Origin of the sequence: Pseudomonas carassii (genome assembly GCF_036324045.1) — a bacterium.
GTDB lineage: Bacteria > Pseudomonadota > Gammaproteobacteria > Pseudomonadales > Pseudomonadaceae > Aquipseudomonas > Aquipseudomonas peradeniyensis.
On the sequence record NZ_JAZDCT010000007.1, the window covers coordinates 16,722 to 35,394 of the forward strand.

Sequence of the window (18,673 nt, forward strand, 5' to 3'; positions counted from 1 at the left end):
GATATGATGGCAATGCCGTTCAGTATTTACAACACACAGCCCCGCAGCCTGTCCGCTTCAGCGCCTTATTCGCCGATATAGTCCAGTGGCACGCGCTTGAGATTGCAGAAGATCTGGTACGGAATGGTCCCGGCCTGCAGCGCCACGTCGCTGGCCAGGACCTGCTTGCCCCACAGCTCCACCGGGCTGCCGACAGTGGCCTCGGGCACCTCGGTGAGGTCGACGCAGAGCATGTCCATCGACACCCGGCCGATCAGCTGGGTGCGCTTGCCGGCCACCACCACCGGGGTGCCGGTGGGCGCCTGGCGTGGGTAGCCGTCGGCATAGCCCATGGCGACCACGCCCACGCGGGTCGGGCGCGGACTGACGAACTTGGCGCCATAGCCCACCGGCTCGCCGGCCGGCAGCTCGCGCACGCTGATGATCCGCGATTGCAGGGTCATCACCGGTTGCAGACGGGCCGCTTCGGCCTGCGCCACCTCGAACGGCGTGGCGCCATAGAGCATGATGCCCGGGCGCACCCAGTCGCTCTTGATGCGCGGCCAGCCCAGCACCGCCGGGGAGTTGCGCAGGCTGCACTCGGCGGCCAGGCCCTGGCGCGCGGCCTCGAACACAGCGACCTGCTGCTCGGTGGCGGCGGCATCGAGTTCGTCGGCGCGGGCGAAGTGGCTCATCAGCACGATGCGCGACACCTTGCCGCTGGCCAGCAGGCGCTGGTAGGCGTTGTGGTAATCCTTGGGGTGCACGCCGACGCGGTGCATGCCGGTGTCCATCTTCAGCCAGATGGTCAGCGGCTTGCGCACCGAGGTCTGCTCGAGCGCTTCCAGCTGCCACAGCGAATGCACCACGCACCAAAGGTCGTGCTCGGCGATCAGCGCCAGCTCGCTGGCCTCGAAGAACCCTTCAAGCAGCAACACCGGTGCCTTGATGCCCGCCGCGCGCAGCTCCAGGGCTTCCTCGATGCAGGCCACGGCAAAACCGTCGGCCTCGGTCTCGAGCGCCAGGGCGCAACGCACCGCGCCATGACCGTAGGCGTCGGCCTTGACCACGGCCAGGGCCTTGGCGCCGGTCAGCTCACGGGCCAGGCGGTAGTTGTGACGGAGGGCTTGGAGGTCGATCAGGGCACGGGCGGGACGCATGGCGGCAGCCTTCTGGCAGTTCTGGTTATCGATAAAGCCCCGGCGCGGCAGATGGGGTAGGTACCCACCGCGCCGGGGTGAGGGAACAGGTCAATCGGTGTGGGCTTTTTCGCGGGTAAACCCGCTCCCACAGGGGGACTGCACAAATCCTGTGGGAGCGGGTTTACCCGCGAAAGGGCCGGCTCAGTCACCCGCTTACTGGTGTGCAGGCGCCGGCTGGCCGTGCTTGGCGGTCTCGCGGCTGTTGCCATAACGCGAGATGTCCAGGCCTTCGGCACTGATCTGCGGCTTCTTGCGCGCGATCAGGTCCGCCAGCAGGCGACCGGAACCGCAGGCCATGGTCCAGCCCAGGGTGCCGTGACCGGTGTTGAGGAACAGGTTACGGAACTTGGTCGCCCCGACGATCGGGGTGCCGTCCGGGGTGGCCGGGCGCAGGCCGGTCCAGAAGCTCGCCTGGCTCAGGTCGCCGCCGCGAGGATAAAGGTCGTTGACGATCATCTCCAGCGTTTCGCGTCGACGCGGGTTCAGCGACAGGTCAAAACCGGCGATCTCAGCCATGCCGCCGACACGGATGCGGTCGTCGAAACGGGTGATGGCGACCTTGTAGGTTTCGTCCAGGATGGTCGAAGTCGGCGCCATGTCGCCATTGGTGATCGGCACGGTCAGCGAGTAGCCCTTCAGCGGGTAGACCGGGGCCTTGATGCCCAGCGGCTTGAGCAGTTGCGGCGAGTAGCTGCCCAGGGCCAGCACGTAGCGGTCGGCAGTTTCCAGCTTGCCGTCGATCCACACGCCGTTGATGCGGTCGCCGGCGACGTCCAGGCGCTGGATGTCCTGGCCGAAGCGGAACTCGACGCCCAGCTTGATGGCCATCTCGGCGAGCTTGGTGGTGAACAGCTGGCAGTCGCCGGTCTGGTCGTTGGGCAGGCGCAGGGCACCAGCGAGGATATCCTTCACCCCGGCCAGGGCCGGTTCGACGCGGGCGATGCCGTCGCGGTCGAGCAGCTCGTAGGGCACGCCGGACTGTTCCAGCACGGCGATGTCCTTGGCCGCGGCGTCCACCTGGGCCTGGGTGCGGAACAGCTGGGTGGTGCCCAGGCTGCGGTTTTCGTAGGCAATGCCGGTTTCGGCGCGCAGCTCGTCGAGGCAGTCGCGGCTGTACTCGGACAGGCGCACCATGCGCTCCTTGTTCACCGCGTAGCGGCTGGCAGTGCAGTTGCGCAGCATCTGCGCCATCCACAGGTACTGGTCGACGTCGCCGGTCAGCTTGATAGCCAGGGGCGCGTGACGCTCCAGCAGCCACTTGATGGCCTTGAGCGGCACGCCCGGGGCGGCCCAGGGCGAGGCATAGCCGGGCGAGATCTGGCCTGCGTTGGCGAAGCTGGTTTCCATGGCCACCGCCGGCTGGCGATCGACCACCGTGACCTCGAAACCTTGCCGGGCCAGATAGTAGGCACTGGCGGTACCGATCACACCGCTACCAAGTACCAGAACTCGCATTGTTGTATCCCTCGCACGCGGCTCGCCGCAGTCTTTTGTTGAAATGGCATGGATGCGCGCAGTATATGAATCTCCGACCAGTGCTATTCACTATATAAGCAGCTATATTTGGCGAGAATTCTCGGCAAAATCGCCTTTCACGGAGGGGCATCCCCTATGAGAACCCAGCACCAGAGCAAACGTGAACTGGACAAGATCGACCGCAACATCCTGCGGATCCTGCAGAATGACGGGCGTATTTCCTTCACCGAACTGGGCGAGAAGGTCGGGCTGTCCACCACCCCTTGCACCGAGCGCGTGCGGCGCCTGGAGCGCGAGGGGATCATCATGGGCTACAACGCCCGGCTCAATCCGCAGCACCTGAAGGGCAGCCTGCTGGTGTTCGTCGAGATCAGCCTGGACTACAAGTCCGGCGACACCTTCGAGGAATTCCGCCGCGCCGTGCTCAAGCTGCCCCACGTGCTGGAATGCCACCTGGTGTCTGGCGACTTCGACTACCTGGTGAAGGCGCGGATTTCGGAGATGGCCTCGTACCGCAAGCTGCTCGGCGACATCCTGCTCAAGCTGCCCCACGTGCGCGAGTCGAAGAGCTACATCGTGATGGAAGAGGTAAAAGAGAGCCTGTGCCTGCCGATCCCGGACTGACGCCTCAGACCAGCACCTGACGGGTCGTGGCGATGAACTGGTGGACCAGTTGCTCGGCCTGCGGCTCGACGGGGTGCGCCGGCCCTCGGCCACGAGGACAGGCCAGGCGCGGGGTGGTGCCGAACAGGCGGCAGATCATCGGGCGCTCTTCATAGACCGTGCAGCCGTTCGGGCCCAGGTGCACGCAGTCCAGGCGCTCCAGGGCGGCGTCCTGCTCGGCCTGGGTCTTGCGCGGCAGGCGTGCCATCTCTTCGGCAGATGTGGTCACCGGGCCGCAGCAATCGTGACAGCCGGGCTCGCACTCGAACGAGGGAATGAGTTCGCGCAGGAAGTGGATCTTGTGGCGGTTGCAGGACATGACCAAGGACAGTGCGATGAATGAGGTTGAATTATAAGCCCAATCGCGGGGCAAGCCCGCTCCCACGCAGGATTGATCGTGGGAGCGGCGGAGCGCCGATGCGACTTGCCCCGCGAGAGGCCAGCTGCCTATCCTCCTCCTTTCGTCTCAACCCAGGAATCGACCCATGGTCCACAGCGCGCAGCACGCCGCCTCCTACTACGCCGCCAGCAGCGCGCCACACCCCGACCATCCGTTCCTGCAAGGCGAGCACAGCGCCGACGTATGCATCGTCGGCGGCGGCTACTCGGGTCTGAACACCGCCATAGAACTGGCCGAGCGCGGCTTCTCGGTGATCCTTCTCGAAGCCCGCAAGCTGGGCTGGGGCGCCAGCGGCCGCAACGGTGGCCAACTTATCCGTGGCGTCGGCCACGGCCTCGAGCAGTTTCTCCCGGTGCTCGGTGAAGAAGGTGTTCGCAGCCTGAAGCTGATGGGCTTGGAAGCCGTGGAAATCGTTCGCGACCGCGTCGAGCGCCATGGCATCGACTGCGACCTGACCTGGGGCTACTGCGACCTGGCCAACAAGCCCGCCGAACTGGAAGGCTTCGCCGAGGACGCCGAGGAACTGCGCAGCCTGGGCTATCGCCACGAACTGCGCCTGGTGCAGCCTGGCGACATGCGCTCGGTGGTCGGTTCAGACCGCTATGTCGGTGGCCTGGTCGACATGGGTTCGGGCCACCTGCACCCGCTCAACCTGGCACTCGGCGAAGCCGCCGTGGCCAGTCGCCTGGGCGTCGGCCTGTACGAACAGTCTGAAGTGACCCGCATCGAGTATGGCCCCGAGGTGAAGGTACACACCGCCCAGGGCCGGGTGCGCGCCAAGACCCTGGTGCTGTGCTGCAACGCCTACCACAACGACCTCAACCGCGAGCTGGGCGGCAAGGTGCTGCCCGCCGGCAGCTACATCATCGCCACCGAACCCCTGGGCGAAGAACGCGCCCGCCAACTGCTGCCGCAGAACATGGCGGTGTGCGACCAGCGCGTGGCGCTGGACTACTATCGCCTGTCTGCTGACCACCGCTTGCTGTTTGGTGGCGCCTGCCACTACTCCGGGCGCGACCCGCAGGACATCGCCGCCTACATGCGGCCAAAGATGCTCAAGGTGTTCCCGCAACTGGCCGATGTGCGCATCGACTACCAGTGGGGCGGCATGATCGGCATCGGTGCCAACCGCTTGCCACAGATCGGCCGTCTGCCCAGCCAGCCCAACGTCTACTACGCCCAGGCCTATTCCGGCCATGGGCTCAACGCCACCCACCTGGCCGGGCGCCTGCTCGGCGAGGCCATCAGCGGCCAGCAAAGTGGTCGTTTCGATCTGTTCGCCAAGGTGCCGCACACCACGTTCCCCGGCGGCAAGCTGCTGCGCTCGCCGCTGCTGGCACTGGGGATGCTTTGGTACCGGCTCAAAGAACTGGTTTGAGTCGAACTCAGCACGCCCCTGTAGGAGCGGCCTTGTGCCGCGAAAGGGCCGCAGCGCGGCCCCAGGATCTCGAATCTGACTGAAGATAGCCGGAGCTGCTTCGCAGCCCTTTCGCGGCACAAGGCCGCTCCTACAGGAGATCGGCTCAATCCTTCCAGAACGGCTTGCGCGCCTCGCGGCAGGCCTGCTCCCAGGTCAGCCCGATATCGCGCAGCTGGTAGTCCTCCAACTGCAGCAAGGCCCTGCGGGTGCGCCAGCGATGCAGCATGAGCCCCCAGCGCCCCAGCCCCGCCGGCGCGCTGTAGACCTTGGGCCGCTGCCCCGCCTCCAGCTCCGTGGCCAACAGTTGCAACCGTACATCGCTCATGCCACCCATCACCGCACCCTCCAGATCACGTCATACCGTGCAGAAAGCATGCGCGTACGCGCCCTCGACAATACAGACTCAACAGAGACTTATTATTCCCATACAGAATTGGCGAAAAGTCGGCTGAATGAAGTATTTTCCAACAATCTGTATCGGTCATCGACCCGCAAACGCGTAGGAGTATGCCGTGACGCTCTACCTCAACCTCGCCGAACTGCTCGGCTCACGTATCGAGCAAGGCCTCTACCGCCCCGGCCAGCGCCTGCCCTCGGTGCGCGCCCTGAGCGTCGAGCACGGTGTCAGCCTGAGCACCGTACAGCAGGCCTACCGCCTGCTGGAGGACAACGGTCTGGTATCGCCACGCCCCAAGTCCGGCTATTTCGTCGCCGAGGACCGCCAGCTCCCCGCCCTGCCCGATATCAGTCGCCCCGCCCAAAGGCCTGTGGACATCTCCCAGTGGGAGCAGGTGCTGGAGCTGGTCCGCGCCACCCCGCGCCCGGATGTGATTCAGCTCGGTCGTGGGATGCCCGACGTCGACAGCCCCACGCTAAAGCCACTGCTGCGCAGCCTGGCGCAAATCAGCCGACGCATGGACATGCCTGGCCTGTACTACGACAACATCCATGGCAACGCCCAGCTGCGCGAGCAGATCGCCCGGCTGATGCTCGACTCCGGCTGCCGCCTGGGCCCGGCCGACCTGGTGGTGACCACCGGCTGCCACGAAGCGCTGTCGTGCAGCATTCGCGCGGTGTGCCAGCCCGGCGACATCGTCGCGGTCGATTCGCCCAGCTTCCACGGCGCCATGCAGACACTGAAGGGCCTGGGCATGAAAGCCCTGGAGATCCCCACCGACCCGATCACCGGCATCAGCCTGGAGGCCCTGGAGCTGGCCCTTGAACAGTGGCCGATCAAGCTCATCCAGATCACCCCCAGCTGCAACAACCCGATGGGCTACATCATGCCCGAGGCGCGCAAGAAGGCCCTGCTGACCCTCGCCCAGCGCTACGACGTGGCGATCCTAGAAGACGATGTGTATGGCGATCTGGCGTACACCTACCCACGCCCGCGCACCATCAAGTCGTTCGACGACGATGGCCGCGTGCTGCTCTGCAGTTCGTTCTCCAAGACCCTGGCCCCAGGCCTGCGGGTCGGCTGGGTAGCCCCGGGGCGTTACCTGGAGCGGGTGCTGCACATGAAATACATCAGCACCGGCAGCACTGCCTGCCAACCGCAGCTGGCAATCGCCGACTTCATCGCCGAAGGCCACTACCAGCCGCACCTGCGGCGCATGCGCACCCAGTACCAGCGTGGCCGCGACCAGATGTGCGACTGGGTCACCCGCTACTTCCCCCCGGGCACCCGCGCCAGCCGCCCGCAGGGTGGCTTCATGCTGTGGATTGAATTGCCGGAAAGTTTCGATACGCTGCGCCTGAACCGCGCTTTACTGGAGCAAGGCGTGCAGATTGCCGTGGGCAGCATCTTCTCGGCCTCGGGCAAGTACCGGAACTGCCTGCGCATGAACTTCGCCGCCCGGCCCACGGCGCAGATCGAAGCCGCCGTGCGCAAGGTCGGTGAAACCGCCCTTCGTCTACTGGAGGCCGAGCACGGCGACGGGTAACGTTGCGCCGCATGCCGTTGTCCAACCCCATAAGCCCTTGCTGTACAGGACGATCCACCCTTGAGACTCCAGCGAGCCTTGCCTCTGCTGTTGGTGCTGCTGCTCGGCCTGACGGGCTGTGCCAGCGTCGGTACGCCCCGTGAGGTCAGCCAGGCGCTGCCAGCCAGCGACTCGGCGTTCGGTCGCTCGGTACAGCGCCAGGCCGCGCCCTACGAGGGACGTTCGGGCTTTCGTCTGCTGCCCAACAGCAACGAGGCGTTCCGCGCCCGCGCCGAGCTGATCCGTAACGCCCGGACAAGCATCGACCTGCAGTACTACATCGTCCACGACGGCCTCAGTACCCGCGCCCTGGTCCACGAACTGCTGCGCGCCGCCGACCGCGGCGTGCGCGTGCGCATCCTGCTCGACGACACCACCAGCGACGGCCTGGACAACCTGATGGGCACCCTCGCCGCCCACCCGAACATCCATATCCGCGTGTTCAACCCGCTGCACCTGGGGCGCAGCACCGGCGTCACCCGCGCCGTGGGGCGGCTGTTCAACCTGTCGCGCCAGCACCGGCGGATGCACAACAAGTTGTTCCTGGTGGACAACAGCATGGCCATCGTCGGCGGTCGCAACCTGGGCGACGAGTATTTCGACGCCGAGCCCAACCTCAACTTCACCGACATCGACCTGCTGGGCGTGGGCCCCGTGGCCGAGCAGCTCGGCCACAGCTTCGACCAGTACTGGAACAGTGCCCTGAGCCGCCCCATCGGCGATTTCCTCTGGCGCCAGCCCGATGCCGATGATCTGTTCGCCAGCCGCCAGCGCCTGGAGGTGTCGCTGGCCGAAGCGCGGGTCGAACGCAAGGCACTGTACGACCGCCTGATGGCCTACCAGTCGCAGCCGCGTCTGGATGTGTGGCGCAACGAACTGATCTGGGCTCACAGTCAGGCCCTGTGGGATGCGCCCAGCAAGGTGCTGGCGGACGACGAGCCGGATCCACGATTGCTGATGAGCCGGCAATTGGCCCCAGAGCTGAACGGCGTGCACAAGGAACTGATCCTGGTCTCGGCCTACTTTGTTCCGGGCGAACCAGGGCTGCTGTACCTGACCAGCCGCGCCGACGCCGGCACCTCGGTCAAGCTGCTGACCAACGCCCTCGAAGCCACCGACGTACCTGCCGTGCACGGTGGCTACGCGCCCTACCGCCGCGCCCTGCTCGAGCATGGTGTGCAAATCTACGAGCTGCGCCGCCAGCCCGGCGCACCACGGCCACGCCTGGGCTTGCATGGCAGCTCCGATTCGAGCCTGCACAGCAAGGCCATGGTGTTCGACCGGCGCAAGACCTTCATCGGTTCGTTCAACTTCGACCCGCGCTCGGTACTGTGGAACACCGAGGTCGGGGTGCTGGTGGACAGCCCGGAGCTGGCCGAGTACACCCGTGACCTGGCCGTGCAGGGCATGGCGCCGGCGCTGAGCTACCAGGTGAAACTGGTGGACGGGAAACTGGCCTGGGCGACCGAGGACAATGGCCAGCGGCATATGCTGGTGACCGAGCCCGGGGGGATATGGCGACGCTTCAACGCCTGGATCAGCAAGGCGGTCGGGCTGGAGAAGATGTTGTAGCTGGGATTTCCGGGGGCGCTTTGCGCCCCTTTCCCGGCACAAGGCCGCTCCTACAGTGGACCGCGATCTTCTGTAGGAGCGGCCTTGTGCCGCGATGGGCTGCGCAGCAGCCCCAGGATGGCTCAGGCCGACGCCGGCTCGAAGGCATCCCGCCGCCGGGTCAGCACTACCAACCCCGCCGCCCCCACCGCCATCAGCAGCGGCAGCGCGTGCCCGCTGATCCACTGGCTCCCCGCCCCGGCCAGCAACGGCCCAAGCAGGCAACCGATGCCCCACAGCTGCGCCACATGGGCATTGGCCCGCACCAGCTCATCATCCCGGTAGCGTTCGCCAATCAGCACCAGCGACAGGGTGAACAAGCCACCCGCACTGGCACCGAACAACACCCACAGCGGCCAGATCACCGGTGTGTGCAACAGCAAGGGGATCGCCAGGCTGGAAACCAGCAAGGTCAGCGCGCAGCCACTGAACAGCGTGCGCCGCGACATGCGATCGGCCAGGGCACCAATCGGCAATTGCAGCACCGCATCGCCCACCACCACGGTGCTGACCATGAACAACGCCACCTCCGTGGTGAACCCTTGCTGCAGGCAGTACACCGGCAGCAACGTCAGGATCATCGCCTCGAACGCCGCGAACAGCGCAATGGCCCAGGCGATCACCGGCAGGCGTCGGCAGAAGCCGAACAGGTCGCTGAAGGTCACGCTGCACGCCTCGGTGGTCGGCGCCCCTCCCCGGCCCAGCAAAATCAAAGGGGCAACCAGCAGCAGGCCGGTCGCCGCCCAGAAACCGAAGTCGTCGTCCGAACCGAGGAAGCCCAGCACCAGCGGACCGGCCAGCTGGCTCAGGGCATAGCTGCTGCCATACAGCGCCACCAGCCGTCCGCGCCACTGCTCGACCACCAGTTGGTTGATCCAGCTTTCACCGAGGATGAACACCACCGTCAGCGACATGCCGATCATCAGGCGCAGCAGCAGCCACAAGGGGTAGCTGGGCAGCAGCGCCACCAGGGCGATGGATGCCGCGCCGCCCCACAAGCACAGGCGCATGGCCGCAGGCACGCCGACCCAACCGGCCAGACGACTGGCTACCGCGGCCCCCACCAGCACGCCCAACGCCGGCATCGCCGCCATCACGCCGATGGCGAACCCGCCGTAGCCCCAGCCCTCCAGGCGCAAGGACACCAGCGGCATGCTCACGCCGAGCGCGAGCCCGACACTGAGCACCGACGCCAGCACGGCAAAGTAGGTTCCCCAACGCATAGTGGCCTCCGGGTAATAAATCTGGCAAAAAGCATCGCGGGGCAAGCCCGCTCCCACGACTGACGTGGGAGCGGGCTTGCCCCGCGAAAAGGCGCTACCTGATTACAGCTTGATCCAGGTCGCCTTCAGCTCGGTGTACTTCTCCAGGGCGTGCAGCGACTTGTCACGGCCGTTGCCCGACTGCTTGAAGCCACCGAACGGCGCAGTCATGTCGCCGCCGTCGTACTGGTTGACCCAGACGCTGCCGGCGCGCACGGCGCGGGCAGTCTTGTGGGCCTTGGAGATGTCCGCGGTCCAGATGCCAGCGGCCAGGCCATACGGCGTGTCATTGGCGATGGCGATGGCTTCCTCGGCGGTGTCGAAGGTGATCACCGACAGCACCGGGCCGAAGATCTCTTCCTTGGCGATCTTCATGGCGTTGGTCACGCCGTCGAAGATGGTCGGCTCGACATAGGTGCCACCGGTCTCTTCGAGGATGCGCTTGCCACCGGCCAGCAGCTTGGCGCCGTCCTGATGACCGGCGTCGATGTACGACAGCACCGTGTTCATCTGCTGGGTGTCGACCAGCGCGCCGACGGTGGTCGCCGGATCCAGCGGGTTGCCCGGCTTCCAGGCATTGAGGGCCTCGACCACCATGGGCAGGAACTTGTCCTTGATCGAGCGCTCGACCAGCAGGCGCGAACCCGCGGTGCAGACCTCGCCCTGGTTGAAGGCGATGGCGCTGGCGGCGGCCTCGGCGGCGGCCTGCAGGTCAGGGGCGTCGGCGAAGACGATGTTCGGGCTCTTGCCGCCGGCTTCCAGCCAGACGCGCTTCATGTTCGACTCGCCCGCGTAGACCATCAGTTGCTTGGCGATCTTGGTGGAGCCGGTGAACACCAGGGTGTCGACGTCCATGTGCAGGGCCAGGGCCTTGCCCACGGTGTGGCCGTAGCCTGGCAGCACGTTCAGCACGCCCGCCGGGATACCGGCCTCGATGGCCAGCTGGGCGATGCGGATGGCGGTCAGCGGCGACTTTTCCGACGGTTTCAGGACGATGGAGTTACCGGTGGCCAGGGCCGGGCCCAGCTTCCAGCAGGCCATCAGCAGCGGGAAGTTCCACGGTACGATGGCACCGACCACACCCACTGGCTCGCGGGTCACCAGGCCCAACTGATCGTGCGGGGTCGGGGCGACTTCGTCGTAGACTTTGTCGATGGCTTCGGCAGTCCAGTGGATGGCCTGGGCCGCACCCGGAATGTCGATGGAGGAGGAATCACCGATCGGCTTGCCCATGTCGAGGGTTTCGAGCAGGGCCAGTTCCTCGACGTGCTTGCGCAGCAGGTCGGCGAAGCGGATCAGCTTGGCCTTGCGCTTGGCCGGGGCCAGGCGCGACCAGACGCCGGATTCGAACACGGCGCGGGCGTTGTCGACGGCGCGGTTGGCGTCGGCCAGGTCGCAACTGGCGACCTTGGCCAGGAAGCGTCCGTCCACCGGGCTCAGGCAGTCGAAGGTTTCACCGGATGCGGCATCGGTGTATTCGCCGTTGATGAAGGCGCGGCCTTCGATCTTCAGTTGCTGGGCACGCTGTTCCCAGTCCGCACGAGTCAGGGTGGTCATAGGAAACTCCTCTCTTGTTAAGGTGCAACGCCGCACTGAGGACTCACGGGCGCTGTCAGAAATTCTGGCCGGGCGACGAACGCACACCGGCATCCGACACCCTAAACCAGGGCGGACAAACTATCAATATATTTGACACGAATGGCCTAAAAGCCTACTGATGTGCATTTTATTAAACAACAACAGGGTAATCACCATGAGCATCGCCAGTATCGTCGACTTTGCCCAGGTTCTCACCGAGGCCGAACGCTACCGCCCGGCGGCGGAGAAAATCCTCAAGGGCGAGCCTGACCAGGCTGTCTACAACCACTATTCCAGCCCTTGCGGCCAGTTCGCCGCCGGCGTCTGGGAGGGCGAGGTGGGCCAGTGGACGGTGAGCTATACCGAACACGAGTACTGCGAGATCGTCCAGGGCGTGTCGGTGCTGCGCGACCAGGAAGGCAACGCCAAGACCCTGCGTGCCGGTGATCGGTTCGTCATTCCGGCCGGCTTCAAGGGTACCTGGGAGGTGCTGGAGCCGTGCCGCAAGATCTATGTGCTGTTCGAACAGAAGTAACCTTGTGGGAGCGGGCTTGCCCCGCGATTGCCGATTCGCAGGCATAAAAAAACCCGCCACCTTTCGGTAGCGGGTTTTTTCAGGTCGCCGATCAATTACTTGATCTTGGCTTCCTTGTACACCACGTGCTTGCGGACGACCGGATCGTATTTCTTGATCTCGATCTTGTCCGGAGTGGTGCGCTTGTTCTTGTCGGTGGTGTAGAAGTGGCCGGTGCCGGCACTCGAAACCAGACGGATCAATTCACGCATGACGTTCTCCTTAGAACTTTTCGCCGCGAGCACGCAGCTCGGCCAGCACTACGTCGATACCACGCTTGTCAATGACGCGCATGCCTTTGGCGGATACGCGCAGACGCACGAAACGCTTCTCGGACTCAACCCAGAAACGGTGGTGCTGCAGGTTCGGCAGGAAACGACGACGGGTTTTGTTGTTTGCGTGGGAAATGTTGTTCCCGGTTACTGGACCCTTACCAGTAACTTGACAGACTCTCGACATGACTCAGCCCTCTAAAACCACATGCCCAACCCGGCATGGGTTGGCCGCTTAATCTCTCAGTCTTTGGCGCCAGGCGCCGTGATTCTGGAGGTCTTATCGACCGTATCCGCTGACGCGACAGGCCGAGCCCCTAGAAAAGAGCGCTGCTTTATACCAGAAAGACTCTGCCACAACAACAGAAGATGAGTATTCCGGTCGGGCCGAGCGCGCCCGGGCAGCATAACGACTGGGGCGGGAAGCTGTCGACCGCCCGTCGCCGAATTAATGCGAAAGGGTGTGGTCATTTGCCCATGTCCGCACTAGGGTAGGACATTTCCTGAATTTTCCAGACTGCACCGGCAGATGGGCCACCGACCAGCCAAGGAGTCACCATGCGTGCCGCCGCCCTATCCCTCCTGTTCACCACCCTGTGCGCCGCCGGCCTGGCCCAGGCTGCACCGCTGTCGGTGTGCACCGAAGCCAGCCCGGAGGGCTTCGACGTGGTGCAGTACAACTCGCTGACCACCACCAATGCTTCGGCCGATGTGCTGATGAACCGCCTGGTCGAGTTCGACGCCGGCCTCGGCAAGGTGGTGCCGAGCCTGGCCGAAAGCTGGACGGTGTCGGCCGATGGCCTGATCTACGACTTCAAGCTGCGCCAGGGCGTGCAGTTCCACACCACGGCGTACTTCAAGCCGAGCCGCGAGCTGGACGCCGACGACGTGCTGTTCAGCTTCCAGCGCATGCTCTACCCGGCCCACGCCTGGCACAAGACCGCCCCGGGCGGCTACCCGCACGCCCAGTCGCTGCAGCTGGGCAGCCTGATCAAGGCGATCGACGCACCCGACCCGCACACCGTGCGCTTCACCCTGACCCACGCCGACGCCACCTTCCTGGCCACCCTGAGCATGGGCTTCGCCTCGATCTACTCCGCCGAGTACGCCGACAAGCTGCTCAAGGCCGGCACCCCGGACAAGCTCAACAGCCAGCCGGTGGGTACCGGGCCGTTCGTCTTCCAGCGCTTCCAGAAGGACGCCGTGGTGCGCTACCGCGCCAACCCCGACTACTTCGCCGGCAAGCCGTCCGTCGACCCGCTGATCTACGCCATCACCCCGGACGCCAATGTACGCCTGCAGAAGCTCAAGCGCAGCGAGTGCCAGGTGGCCCTGTCGCCCAAGCCACTGGACATCGCCGAGGCCGGCAAGGACGGCAACCTGAAAGTGGTGACCACACCGGCGTTCATGACCGCCTTCGTCGCCATCAACAGCCAGCACCCGCCGCTGGACAAACCCGAGGTGCGCCAGGCGATCAACCTGGCCTTCGACAAGGCCGCCTACCTGAAGGCGGTGTTCGAAGACACCGCCACCGCCGCCAACGGCCCCTATCCACCGAACACCTGGAGCTACGCCAAGGACCTGCCCGGCTATGCCCTGGACCAGAAGAAGGCCAAGGCACTGCTGGCCAAGGCTGGCCTGGCCAAGGGCTTCGAAACCACGATCTGGACCCGACCGGCGGGCAGCCTGCTCAACCCCAACCCCAGCCTCGGCGCGCAGATGCTCCAGGCGGACCTGGCCAAGGTCGGCATCAAGGCCGAGATCCGCACCATCGAATGGGGCGAGCTGATCCGCCGCGCCAAGGCCGGCGAGCATGACCTGCTGTTCATGGGCTGGGCCGGCGACAACGGCGACCCGGACAACTTCCTCAGCCCGCAATTTGCCTGCGCGGCGGTCAAGTCCGGGACCAACTTCGCACGCTTCTGCGACAGTCGCCTGGACCAGTTGATCAATGCCGGGCGCACCACCAACGACCAGAGCGTGCGCAGCCGCCTGTACCAGCAGGCGCAGACGCTGATCCAGCAGCAGGCGCTGTGGCTGCCACTGGCGCATCCGACGGCGGCGGCGCTGCTGCACAAAGGGGTCGAGGGTTATCAGGTGAGCCCGTTCGGGCGGCAGGATTTCAGCAAGGTCTCCGTCAGCCGTTGAGGCCGCATCGCTGCCAAGTCGCATCGGCGCACCGCCACTCCCACGAATCGACAAGGGCTCGTGGGAGCGGCGGTGCACCGATGCGACTTGCCCCGCGATGACTAACCTGCCAACCACCCATGCTCGAGCATCGACAACGGCTCGCCATCGCCGACGATGACATGGTCCATCACCCGCACATCGATTAGCGCCAGCGAGCGCTTGAGCATCAACGTCAGATGCACGTCATCCTGGCTCGGCTCGCAATTGCCCGACGGATGGTTATGACAGAGGATCAGCGCCGCCGCGTTGTGCAGCAAGGACCGGCGCACGACCTCGCGGGGATAGATGCTCGCGCGGTCGATGGTGCCGCGGAACAGAATCTCGAACGCCAACGGTCGGTGCTTGGTATCCAGAAACAGGCAGCCGAACACCTCGCTGCACTCGTGCCGCAGCATGGACTTGAGATAACGCCTCACAGAAGCCGGGTTCTCCAGAACCGACGCACGCTCGATGTGTTCGTCCAGATAGCGCCTGCCGATCTCCAGCAATGCCTGCAACTGCGCATACCGCACCGGCCCCAGGCCTGGCTCGCGCAGCACCTTGGTCCGGTCCGCCTCGAGAAACTGCCGAAGCCCGCCGAACTTTGCCAGCAGGCCACGGGCGAGATCGAGCACATTGCGCCCGGCAACCCCCGAGCCCAGCAGCACGGCCAGCAATTCCGCGTCCGAAAGGATCGACGCCCCGCGCTGCAACAGTTTTTCCCTCGGCCGCTCCTCAGCCGGCCACTCCCTGATGTTCATTTCCCCTCCTCGCCTGCCACTACGGCCCATTTGGGCGCTGTGTTAATCTAGTTCGCTTCGAAAATGCGACGATCTGCCGCAGGCAGCTATCGTCGCCGCCCGCTTTCACTGGAATAAGGCAAGGCCTATGCAGCGGTTGTATCGCAAGCGCATCGTTCTCGGCGTGGGTGGCGGCATCGCCGCCTACAAGAGCGCCGAGCTGATTCGCCGACTCCTGGAACACGGCGCGCAAGTGCGCGTGGTCATGACCCGTGGTGGCGCCGAGTTCATCACCCCGCTCACGCTGCAGGCGCTGTCCGGCCACCCGGTGCACATGGACCTGCTCGACCCCGCCGCCGAAGCGGCCATGGGCCATATCGAGCTGGCCAAGTGGGCCGACCTGGTGCTGATCGCCCCGGCCACCGCCGACCTGATGGCGCGTATGGCCCAGGGCATGGCCGACGACCTGCTGACCACCCTGGTACTGGCCACCGACGCCACCGTGGCCGTCGCCCCGGCGATGAACCAGGCCATGTGGCGCGACCCGGCCACCCAGGCCAACCTCGAGCTGCTCAAAAGTCGCGGCATCCAGGTGTTCGGCCCGGCTTCTGGCAGCCAGGCCTGTGGCGACGTCGGCCTGGGCCGCATGCTCGAAGCCACGGACTTGGCCTGGTGCGCCGCCGAGAGCTTCAAGCGCCAGGCCCTGACCGGCAAGCACGTGCTGATCACCGCCGGGCCGACCCAAGAGAACATCGACCCGGTGCGCTACATCACCAACCATAGTTCAGGGAAGATGGGCTTCGCCCTGGCCGAGGCCGCCGCCGAAGCCGGGGCCCGGGTGACCCTCGTCACCGGCCCCGTGCACCTGCAGACGCCCGACCGGGTCAGCCGCATCGACGTGGTCAGCGCGCGGGACATGCTCGCGGCCTGCGAGGCGGCCATGCCCTGCGACCTGTTCATCGCCTCGGCCGCGGTCGCGGACTACCGTCCAGAGGTCGTCGCTCCACAGAAGCTCAAGAAGGATCCCACCACAGGCGACGGCATGCTGCTGCAGATGGTGCGCAATCCCGATATCCTTGCGACCATTGCCGGCCGGCCTGATCGCCCGTTCAGCGTGGGCTTCGCCGCCGAGACCGAGCACCTGCTCGACTACGCCACGCGCAAGCTCAAGGACAAGAACCTCGACCTGATCGTCGCCAATGATGTGGCCAACCCCAGCATCGGCTTCAACAGCGAGGAGAATGCCCTGACCGTGATCGACCGCCAGCAGCACCAGACCCTCTTCGCGCAGACCAGCAAGGGCAAGATTGCCCGCCAGCTGGTTGCCTTCATCGCCGAACGGCTCAACCAGGTTCAATAAGTTACATGCACGCTCTTCAAGCCAAGATCCTCGACCCACGCCTGGGCACCGAATTTCCCCTGCCACAGTACGCCACCCCCGGCTCCGCCGGCCTGGACCTGCGCGCCCTGCTCAAGCAGGACACCGTCCTCGAGCCGGGCCAGACCCTGCTGATTCCCACCGGCCTGTCGGTGTACATCGGCGACCCGGGCCTGGCGGCCATGATCCTGCCGCGCTCGGGCCTGGGCCATAAGCACGGCATCGTGCTGGGCAACCTGGTCGGCCTGATCGACTCGGACTACCAGGGCGAGCTGATGGTCTCCTGCTGGAACCGCGGCAACACCCCGTTCACCATCACCGTCGGCGAGCGCATCGCCCAGCTGATCCTGGTGCCAGTGGTGCAGGCGCACTTCGACATCGTCGAGCAGTTCGACGAAACCCAGCGCGGTGCCGGCGGCTTCGGTCACTCCGGCACCCGCTGAGCCGACAGCAGACCGCTCGGGCCATGGATGGCGAACTCTCTGGCGAAACCGCCGTCCAAGCGTTCAGTTTGCGCTTGCCCAGAAGCCTTTGACTTATGGAGTCCCCAGAGATGAACGACATGGCCCAGCTGGTCCCCGCACTGCCCGACAGCATCTTCCGCGCCTATGACATCCGCGGCGTGGTCGGCAAGACCCTGCATGCCGAGACCGCCTACTGGATCGGTCGCGCCATCGGCGCCCAAACCCTCGCCCAGGGCGAGCCACAGATTTCGGTCGGCCGTGATGGCCGCCTGTCCGGCCCGATGCTGGTCGAGCAACTGATCAAGGGGCTGGCCGACGCCGGTTGCCAGGTCAGCGATGTCGGCCTGGTACCTACTCCAGCGCTGTACTACGCGGCCAATGTGCTGGCCGGCAAGTCGGGGGTGATGCTCACCGGCAGCCACAACCCGTCGGATTACAACGGTTTCAAGATCGTCATCGCCGGCGACACCCTGGCCAACGAACAGATCCAAGCCCTACTGACGCGCCTGAAGACCAACGACCTGACCCGCGGCGAAGGCCGTGTGGAAAAGGTCGAGATCCTTGATCGCTACTTCCAGCAGATCACCGCCGACGTCAAGCTGGCCAAGCGCCTGAAGGTGGTGGTCGACTGCGGCAACGGCGCCGCCGGCGTGGTCGCCCCGCAACTGATCGAGGCCCTGGGCTGCGACGTCATCCCGCTGTTCTGCGAGGTCGACGGCAACTTCCCCAACCATCACCCGGACCCGGGCAAGCCCGAGAACCTGGAAGACCTGATCGCCAAGGTGAAGGAGACCGGTGCCGACATTGGCCTGGCCTTCGACGGCGACGGCGACCGTGTCGGCGTGGTGACCAACACCGGCAGCATCGTCTACCCCGACCGCCTGCTGATGCTGTTCGCCCAGGACGTGCTGTCGCGCAATCCAGGCGCCGAGATCATCTTCGACGTCAAGTGCACCCGCCGCCTGACCCCGCTGATCGAGCAGCACGGTGGCCGTGCGCTGATGTGGAAGACCGGCCACTCGCTGATCAAGAAGAAGATGAAGCAGACCGGCTCGCTGCTGGCCGGCGAGATGAGCGGACACATCTTCATCAAGGAACGCTGGTACGGTTTCGACGATGGCATCTACAGCGCCGCGCGCCTGCTGGAGATCCTCAGCAAGGCCGGGCAGGACGCCGAAAGCCTGTTCGCCGCGTTCCCCAATGATATTTCCACGCCGGAAATCAACATTGATGTGACCGACGAGGGTAAATTCAGCATCATTGATGCACTGCAACGCGACGCCGACTGGGGCGAAGCCAACCTGACCACCATCGACGGTGTGCGGGTCGACTATCCCCACGGCTGGGGCCTGGTCCGTGCCTCCAACACCACGCCGGTGCTGGTGCTGCGCTTCGAGGCCGACAGCGCGGCAGAGCTCGACCGAATCAAGGCTGTATTCCGCACGCAGTTGCTGCGGGTCCAACCCGGCCTGCAACTGCCGTTCTGACGACTTTACGTTCCTT

The 18,673-nt window shown here is 65.3% G+C and carries 17 protein-coding genes and 1 pseudogene; 9 read left to right on the forward strand and 9 right to left on the reverse strand.

The window, feature by feature from the left end:
- Positions 1-65 precede the first annotated feature (65 nt).
- Together alr and dadA are read right to left on the reverse strand one after the other, a co-directional pair.
- A complete protein-coding gene (alr, locus tag V0R62_RS07185; RefSeq protein WP_330103280.1) occupies positions 66-1,139 on the reverse strand; it encodes an alanine racemase in 1,074 nt (357 codons plus the stop codon).
- 195 nt (positions 1,140-1,334) lie between these two features.
- Positions 1,335-2,636, reverse strand: coding sequence for a D-amino acid dehydrogenase (gene dadA / locus V0R62_RS07190; RefSeq protein ID WP_330103281.1), 1,302 nt, complete (start codon positions 2,634-2,636; stop codon positions 1,335-1,337).
- A gap of 156 nt (positions 2,637-2,792) precedes the next feature.
- Here dadA and dadR point away from each other — a divergent pair, with 156 nt between their 5' ends.
- On the forward strand, positions 2,793-3,281 hold the full coding sequence (gene dadR / locus V0R62_RS07195; RefSeq protein WP_003258963.1) for a transcriptional regulator DadR: 489 nt from the start codon (positions 2,793-2,795) through the stop codon (positions 3,279-3,281).
- Between the two features lie 4 nt (positions 3,282-3,285).
- Here dadR and V0R62_RS07200 read toward each other — a convergent pair whose 3' ends face one another.
- Positions 3,286-3,639 (reverse strand): YkgJ family cysteine cluster protein, encoded by a 354-nt coding sequence (locus V0R62_RS07200; RefSeq protein ID WP_330103282.1) that lies wholly within the window; start codon positions 3,637-3,639, stop codon positions 3,286-3,288.
- A gap of 166 nt (positions 3,640-3,805) precedes the next feature.
- Here V0R62_RS07200 and V0R62_RS07205 point away from each other — a divergent pair, with 166 nt between their 5' ends.
- The gene (locus V0R62_RS07205) at positions 3,806-5,098 is read left to right on the forward strand and encodes an NAD(P)/FAD-dependent oxidoreductase (protein ID WP_330103283.1); all 1,293 of its coding nucleotides are present in this window, start codon (positions 3,806-3,808) and stop codon (positions 5,096-5,098) included.
- Between the two features lie 145 nt (positions 5,099-5,243).
- Here V0R62_RS07205 and V0R62_RS07210 read toward each other — a convergent pair whose 3' ends face one another.
- Positions 5,244-5,474, reverse strand: coding sequence for a DUF1127 domain-containing protein (locus V0R62_RS07210; RefSeq protein WP_153786728.1), 231 nt, complete (start codon positions 5,472-5,474; stop codon positions 5,244-5,246).
- A 178-nt stretch (positions 5,475-5,652) separates the two neighbouring features.
- Here V0R62_RS07210 and V0R62_RS07215 point away from each other — a divergent pair, with 178 nt between their 5' ends.
- Both V0R62_RS07215 and V0R62_RS07220 read left to right on the forward strand, forming a co-directional pair.
- Complete coding sequence (locus V0R62_RS07215; RefSeq protein WP_330103284.1) at positions 5,653-7,083, forward strand: aminotransferase-like domain-containing protein; 1,431 nt, start codon at positions 5,653-5,655, stop codon at positions 7,081-7,083.
- 60 nt (positions 7,084-7,143) lie between these two features.
- Positions 7,144-8,694: a phospholipase D family protein gene (locus tag V0R62_RS07220; protein WP_330103285.1), complete on the forward strand. Its 1,551-nt coding sequence runs from the start codon at positions 7,144-7,146 to the stop codon at positions 8,692-8,694.
- A gap of 122 nt (positions 8,695-8,816) precedes the next feature.
- Here the strand turns inward: V0R62_RS07220 and V0R62_RS07225 are convergent, their stop codons facing one another.
- Together V0R62_RS07225 and V0R62_RS07230 are read right to left on the reverse strand one after the other, a co-directional pair.
- Positions 8,817-9,956 (reverse strand): MFS transporter, encoded by a 1,140-nt coding sequence (locus V0R62_RS07225; RefSeq protein ID WP_069015975.1) that lies wholly within the window; start codon positions 9,954-9,956, stop codon positions 8,817-8,819.
- Between the two features lie 102 nt (positions 9,957-10,058).
- Positions 10,059-11,552 carry an aldehyde dehydrogenase gene (locus V0R62_RS07230; protein ID WP_330103286.1) on the reverse strand — a complete coding sequence of 498 codons (1,494 nt, stop codon included), beginning with the start codon at positions 11,550-11,552 and terminating at the stop codon, positions 10,059-10,061.
- A gap of 196 nt (positions 11,553-11,748) precedes the next feature.
- On the opposite strand from V0R62_RS07230, the gene V0R62_RS07235 reads away from it, so the two are divergent.
- Positions 11,749-12,108 carry a cupin domain-containing protein gene (locus tag V0R62_RS07235; RefSeq protein WP_050707521.1) on the forward strand — a complete coding sequence of 120 codons (360 nt, stop codon included), beginning with the start codon at positions 11,749-11,751 and terminating at the stop codon, positions 12,106-12,108.
- Positions 12,109-12,203: 95 nt separating this feature from the next.
- Here the strand turns inward: V0R62_RS07235 and rpmG are convergent, their stop codons facing one another.
- The gene (gene rpmG / locus V0R62_RS07240; RefSeq protein ID WP_003253507.1) at positions 12,204-12,359 is read right to left on the reverse strand and encodes a 50S ribosomal protein L33; all 156 of its coding nucleotides are present in this window, start codon (positions 12,357-12,359) and stop codon (positions 12,204-12,206) included.
- 10 nt (positions 12,360-12,369) lie between these two features.
- Positions 12,370-12,606: a 50S ribosomal protein L28 gene (rpmB, locus tag V0R62_RS07245; RefSeq protein ID WP_003258972.1), complete on the reverse strand. Its 237-nt coding sequence runs from the start codon at positions 12,604-12,606 to the stop codon at positions 12,370-12,372.
- Positions 12,607-12,977: 371 nt separating this feature from the next.
- On the opposite strand from rpmB, the gene V0R62_RS07250 reads away from it, so the two are divergent.
- Positions 12,978-14,567 (forward strand): ABC transporter substrate-binding protein, encoded by a 1,590-nt coding sequence (locus V0R62_RS07250; RefSeq protein ID WP_330103287.1) that lies wholly within the window; start codon positions 12,978-12,980, stop codon positions 14,565-14,567.
- 101 nt (positions 14,568-14,668) lie between these two features.
- Here the strand turns inward: V0R62_RS07250 and radC are convergent, their stop codons facing one another.
- Positions 14,669-15,349: a RadC family protein gene (gene radC / locus V0R62_RS07255; protein ID WP_330103288.1), complete on the reverse strand. Its 681-nt coding sequence runs from the start codon at positions 15,347-15,349 to the stop codon at positions 14,669-14,671.
- Positions 15,350-15,476: 127 nt separating this feature from the next.
- Here radC and coaBC point away from each other — a divergent pair, with 127 nt between their 5' ends.
- From coaBC to V0R62_RS07270, 3 genes and pseudogenes are all read left to right on the forward strand, one after another.
- The gene (gene coaBC / locus V0R62_RS07260; protein ID WP_050707524.1) at positions 15,477-16,688 is read left to right on the forward strand and encodes a bifunctional phosphopantothenoylcysteine decarboxylase/phosphopantothenate--cysteine ligase CoaBC; all 1,212 of its coding nucleotides are present in this window, start codon (positions 15,477-15,479) and stop codon (positions 16,686-16,688) included.
- A gap of 5 nt (positions 16,689-16,693) precedes the next feature.
- On the forward strand, positions 16,694-17,149 hold the full coding sequence (gene dut / locus V0R62_RS07265; protein WP_330103289.1) for a dUTP diphosphatase: 456 nt from the start codon (positions 16,694-16,696) through the stop codon (positions 17,147-17,149).
- Between the two features lie 134 nt (positions 17,150-17,283).
- A pseudogene (locus V0R62_RS07270) lies at positions 17,284-18,657 on the forward strand (phosphomannomutase/phosphoglucomutase); the annotation flags it as partial.
- Positions 18,658-18,673 lie beyond the last annotated feature (16 nt).

Excerpts from the sequence above, each read along its gene's own strand:
- rpmB (WP_003258972.1), bottom strand. The coding sequence starts at position 12,606 with ATGTCGAGAGTCTGTCAAGTTACTGGTAAGGGTCCAGTAACCGGGAAC.
- V0R62_RS07235 (WP_050707521.1), top strand. The coding sequence starts at position 11,749 with ATGAGCATCGCCAGTATCGTCGACTTTGCCCAGGTTCTCACCGAGGCC.
- dadA (WP_330103281.1), bottom strand. The coding sequence starts at position 2,636 with ATGCGAGTTCTGGTACTTGGTAGCGGTGTGATCGGTACCGCCAGTGCC.
- V0R62_RS07225 (WP_069015975.1), bottom strand. The coding sequence starts at position 9,956 with ATGCGTTGGGGAACCTACTTTGCCGTGCTGGCGTCGGTGCTCAGTGTC.
- V0R62_RS07230 (WP_330103286.1), bottom strand. The coding sequence starts at position 11,552 with ATGACCACCCTGACTCGTGCGGACTGGGAACAGCGTGCCCAGCAACTG.
- V0R62_RS07200 (WP_330103282.1), bottom strand. The coding sequence starts at position 3,639 with ATGTCCTGCAACCGCCACAAGATCCACTTCCTGCGCGAACTCATTCCC.
- V0R62_RS07205 (WP_330103283.1), top strand. The coding sequence starts at position 3,806 with ATGGTCCACAGCGCGCAGCACGCCGCCTCCTACTACGCCGCCAGCAGC.
- V0R62_RS07210 (WP_153786728.1), bottom strand. The coding sequence starts at position 5,474 with ATGGGTGGCATGAGCGATGTACGGTTGCAACTGTTGGCCACGGAGCTG.
- dadR (WP_003258963.1), top strand. The coding sequence starts at position 2,793 with ATGAGAACCCAGCACCAGAGCAAACGTGAACTGGACAAGATCGACCGC.
- rpmG (WP_003253507.1), bottom strand. The coding sequence starts at position 12,359 with ATGCGTGAATTGATCCGTCTGGTTTCGAGTGCCGGCACCGGCCACTTC.
- V0R62_RS07250 (WP_330103287.1), top strand. The coding sequence starts at position 12,978 with ATGCGTGCCGCCGCCCTATCCCTCCTGTTCACCACCCTGTGCGCCGCC.
- alr (WP_330103280.1), bottom strand. The coding sequence starts at position 1,139 with ATGCGTCCCGCCCGTGCCCTGATCGACCTCCAAGCCCTCCGTCACAAC.
- radC (WP_330103288.1), bottom strand. The coding sequence starts at position 15,349 with ATGAACATCAGGGAGTGGCCGGCTGAGGAGCGGCCGAGGGAAAAACTG.
- coaBC (WP_050707524.1), top strand. The coding sequence starts at position 15,477 with ATGCAGCGGTTGTATCGCAAGCGCATCGTTCTCGGCGTGGGTGGCGGC.
- dut (WP_330103289.1), top strand. The coding sequence starts at position 16,694 with ATGCACGCTCTTCAAGCCAAGATCCTCGACCCACGCCTGGGCACCGAA.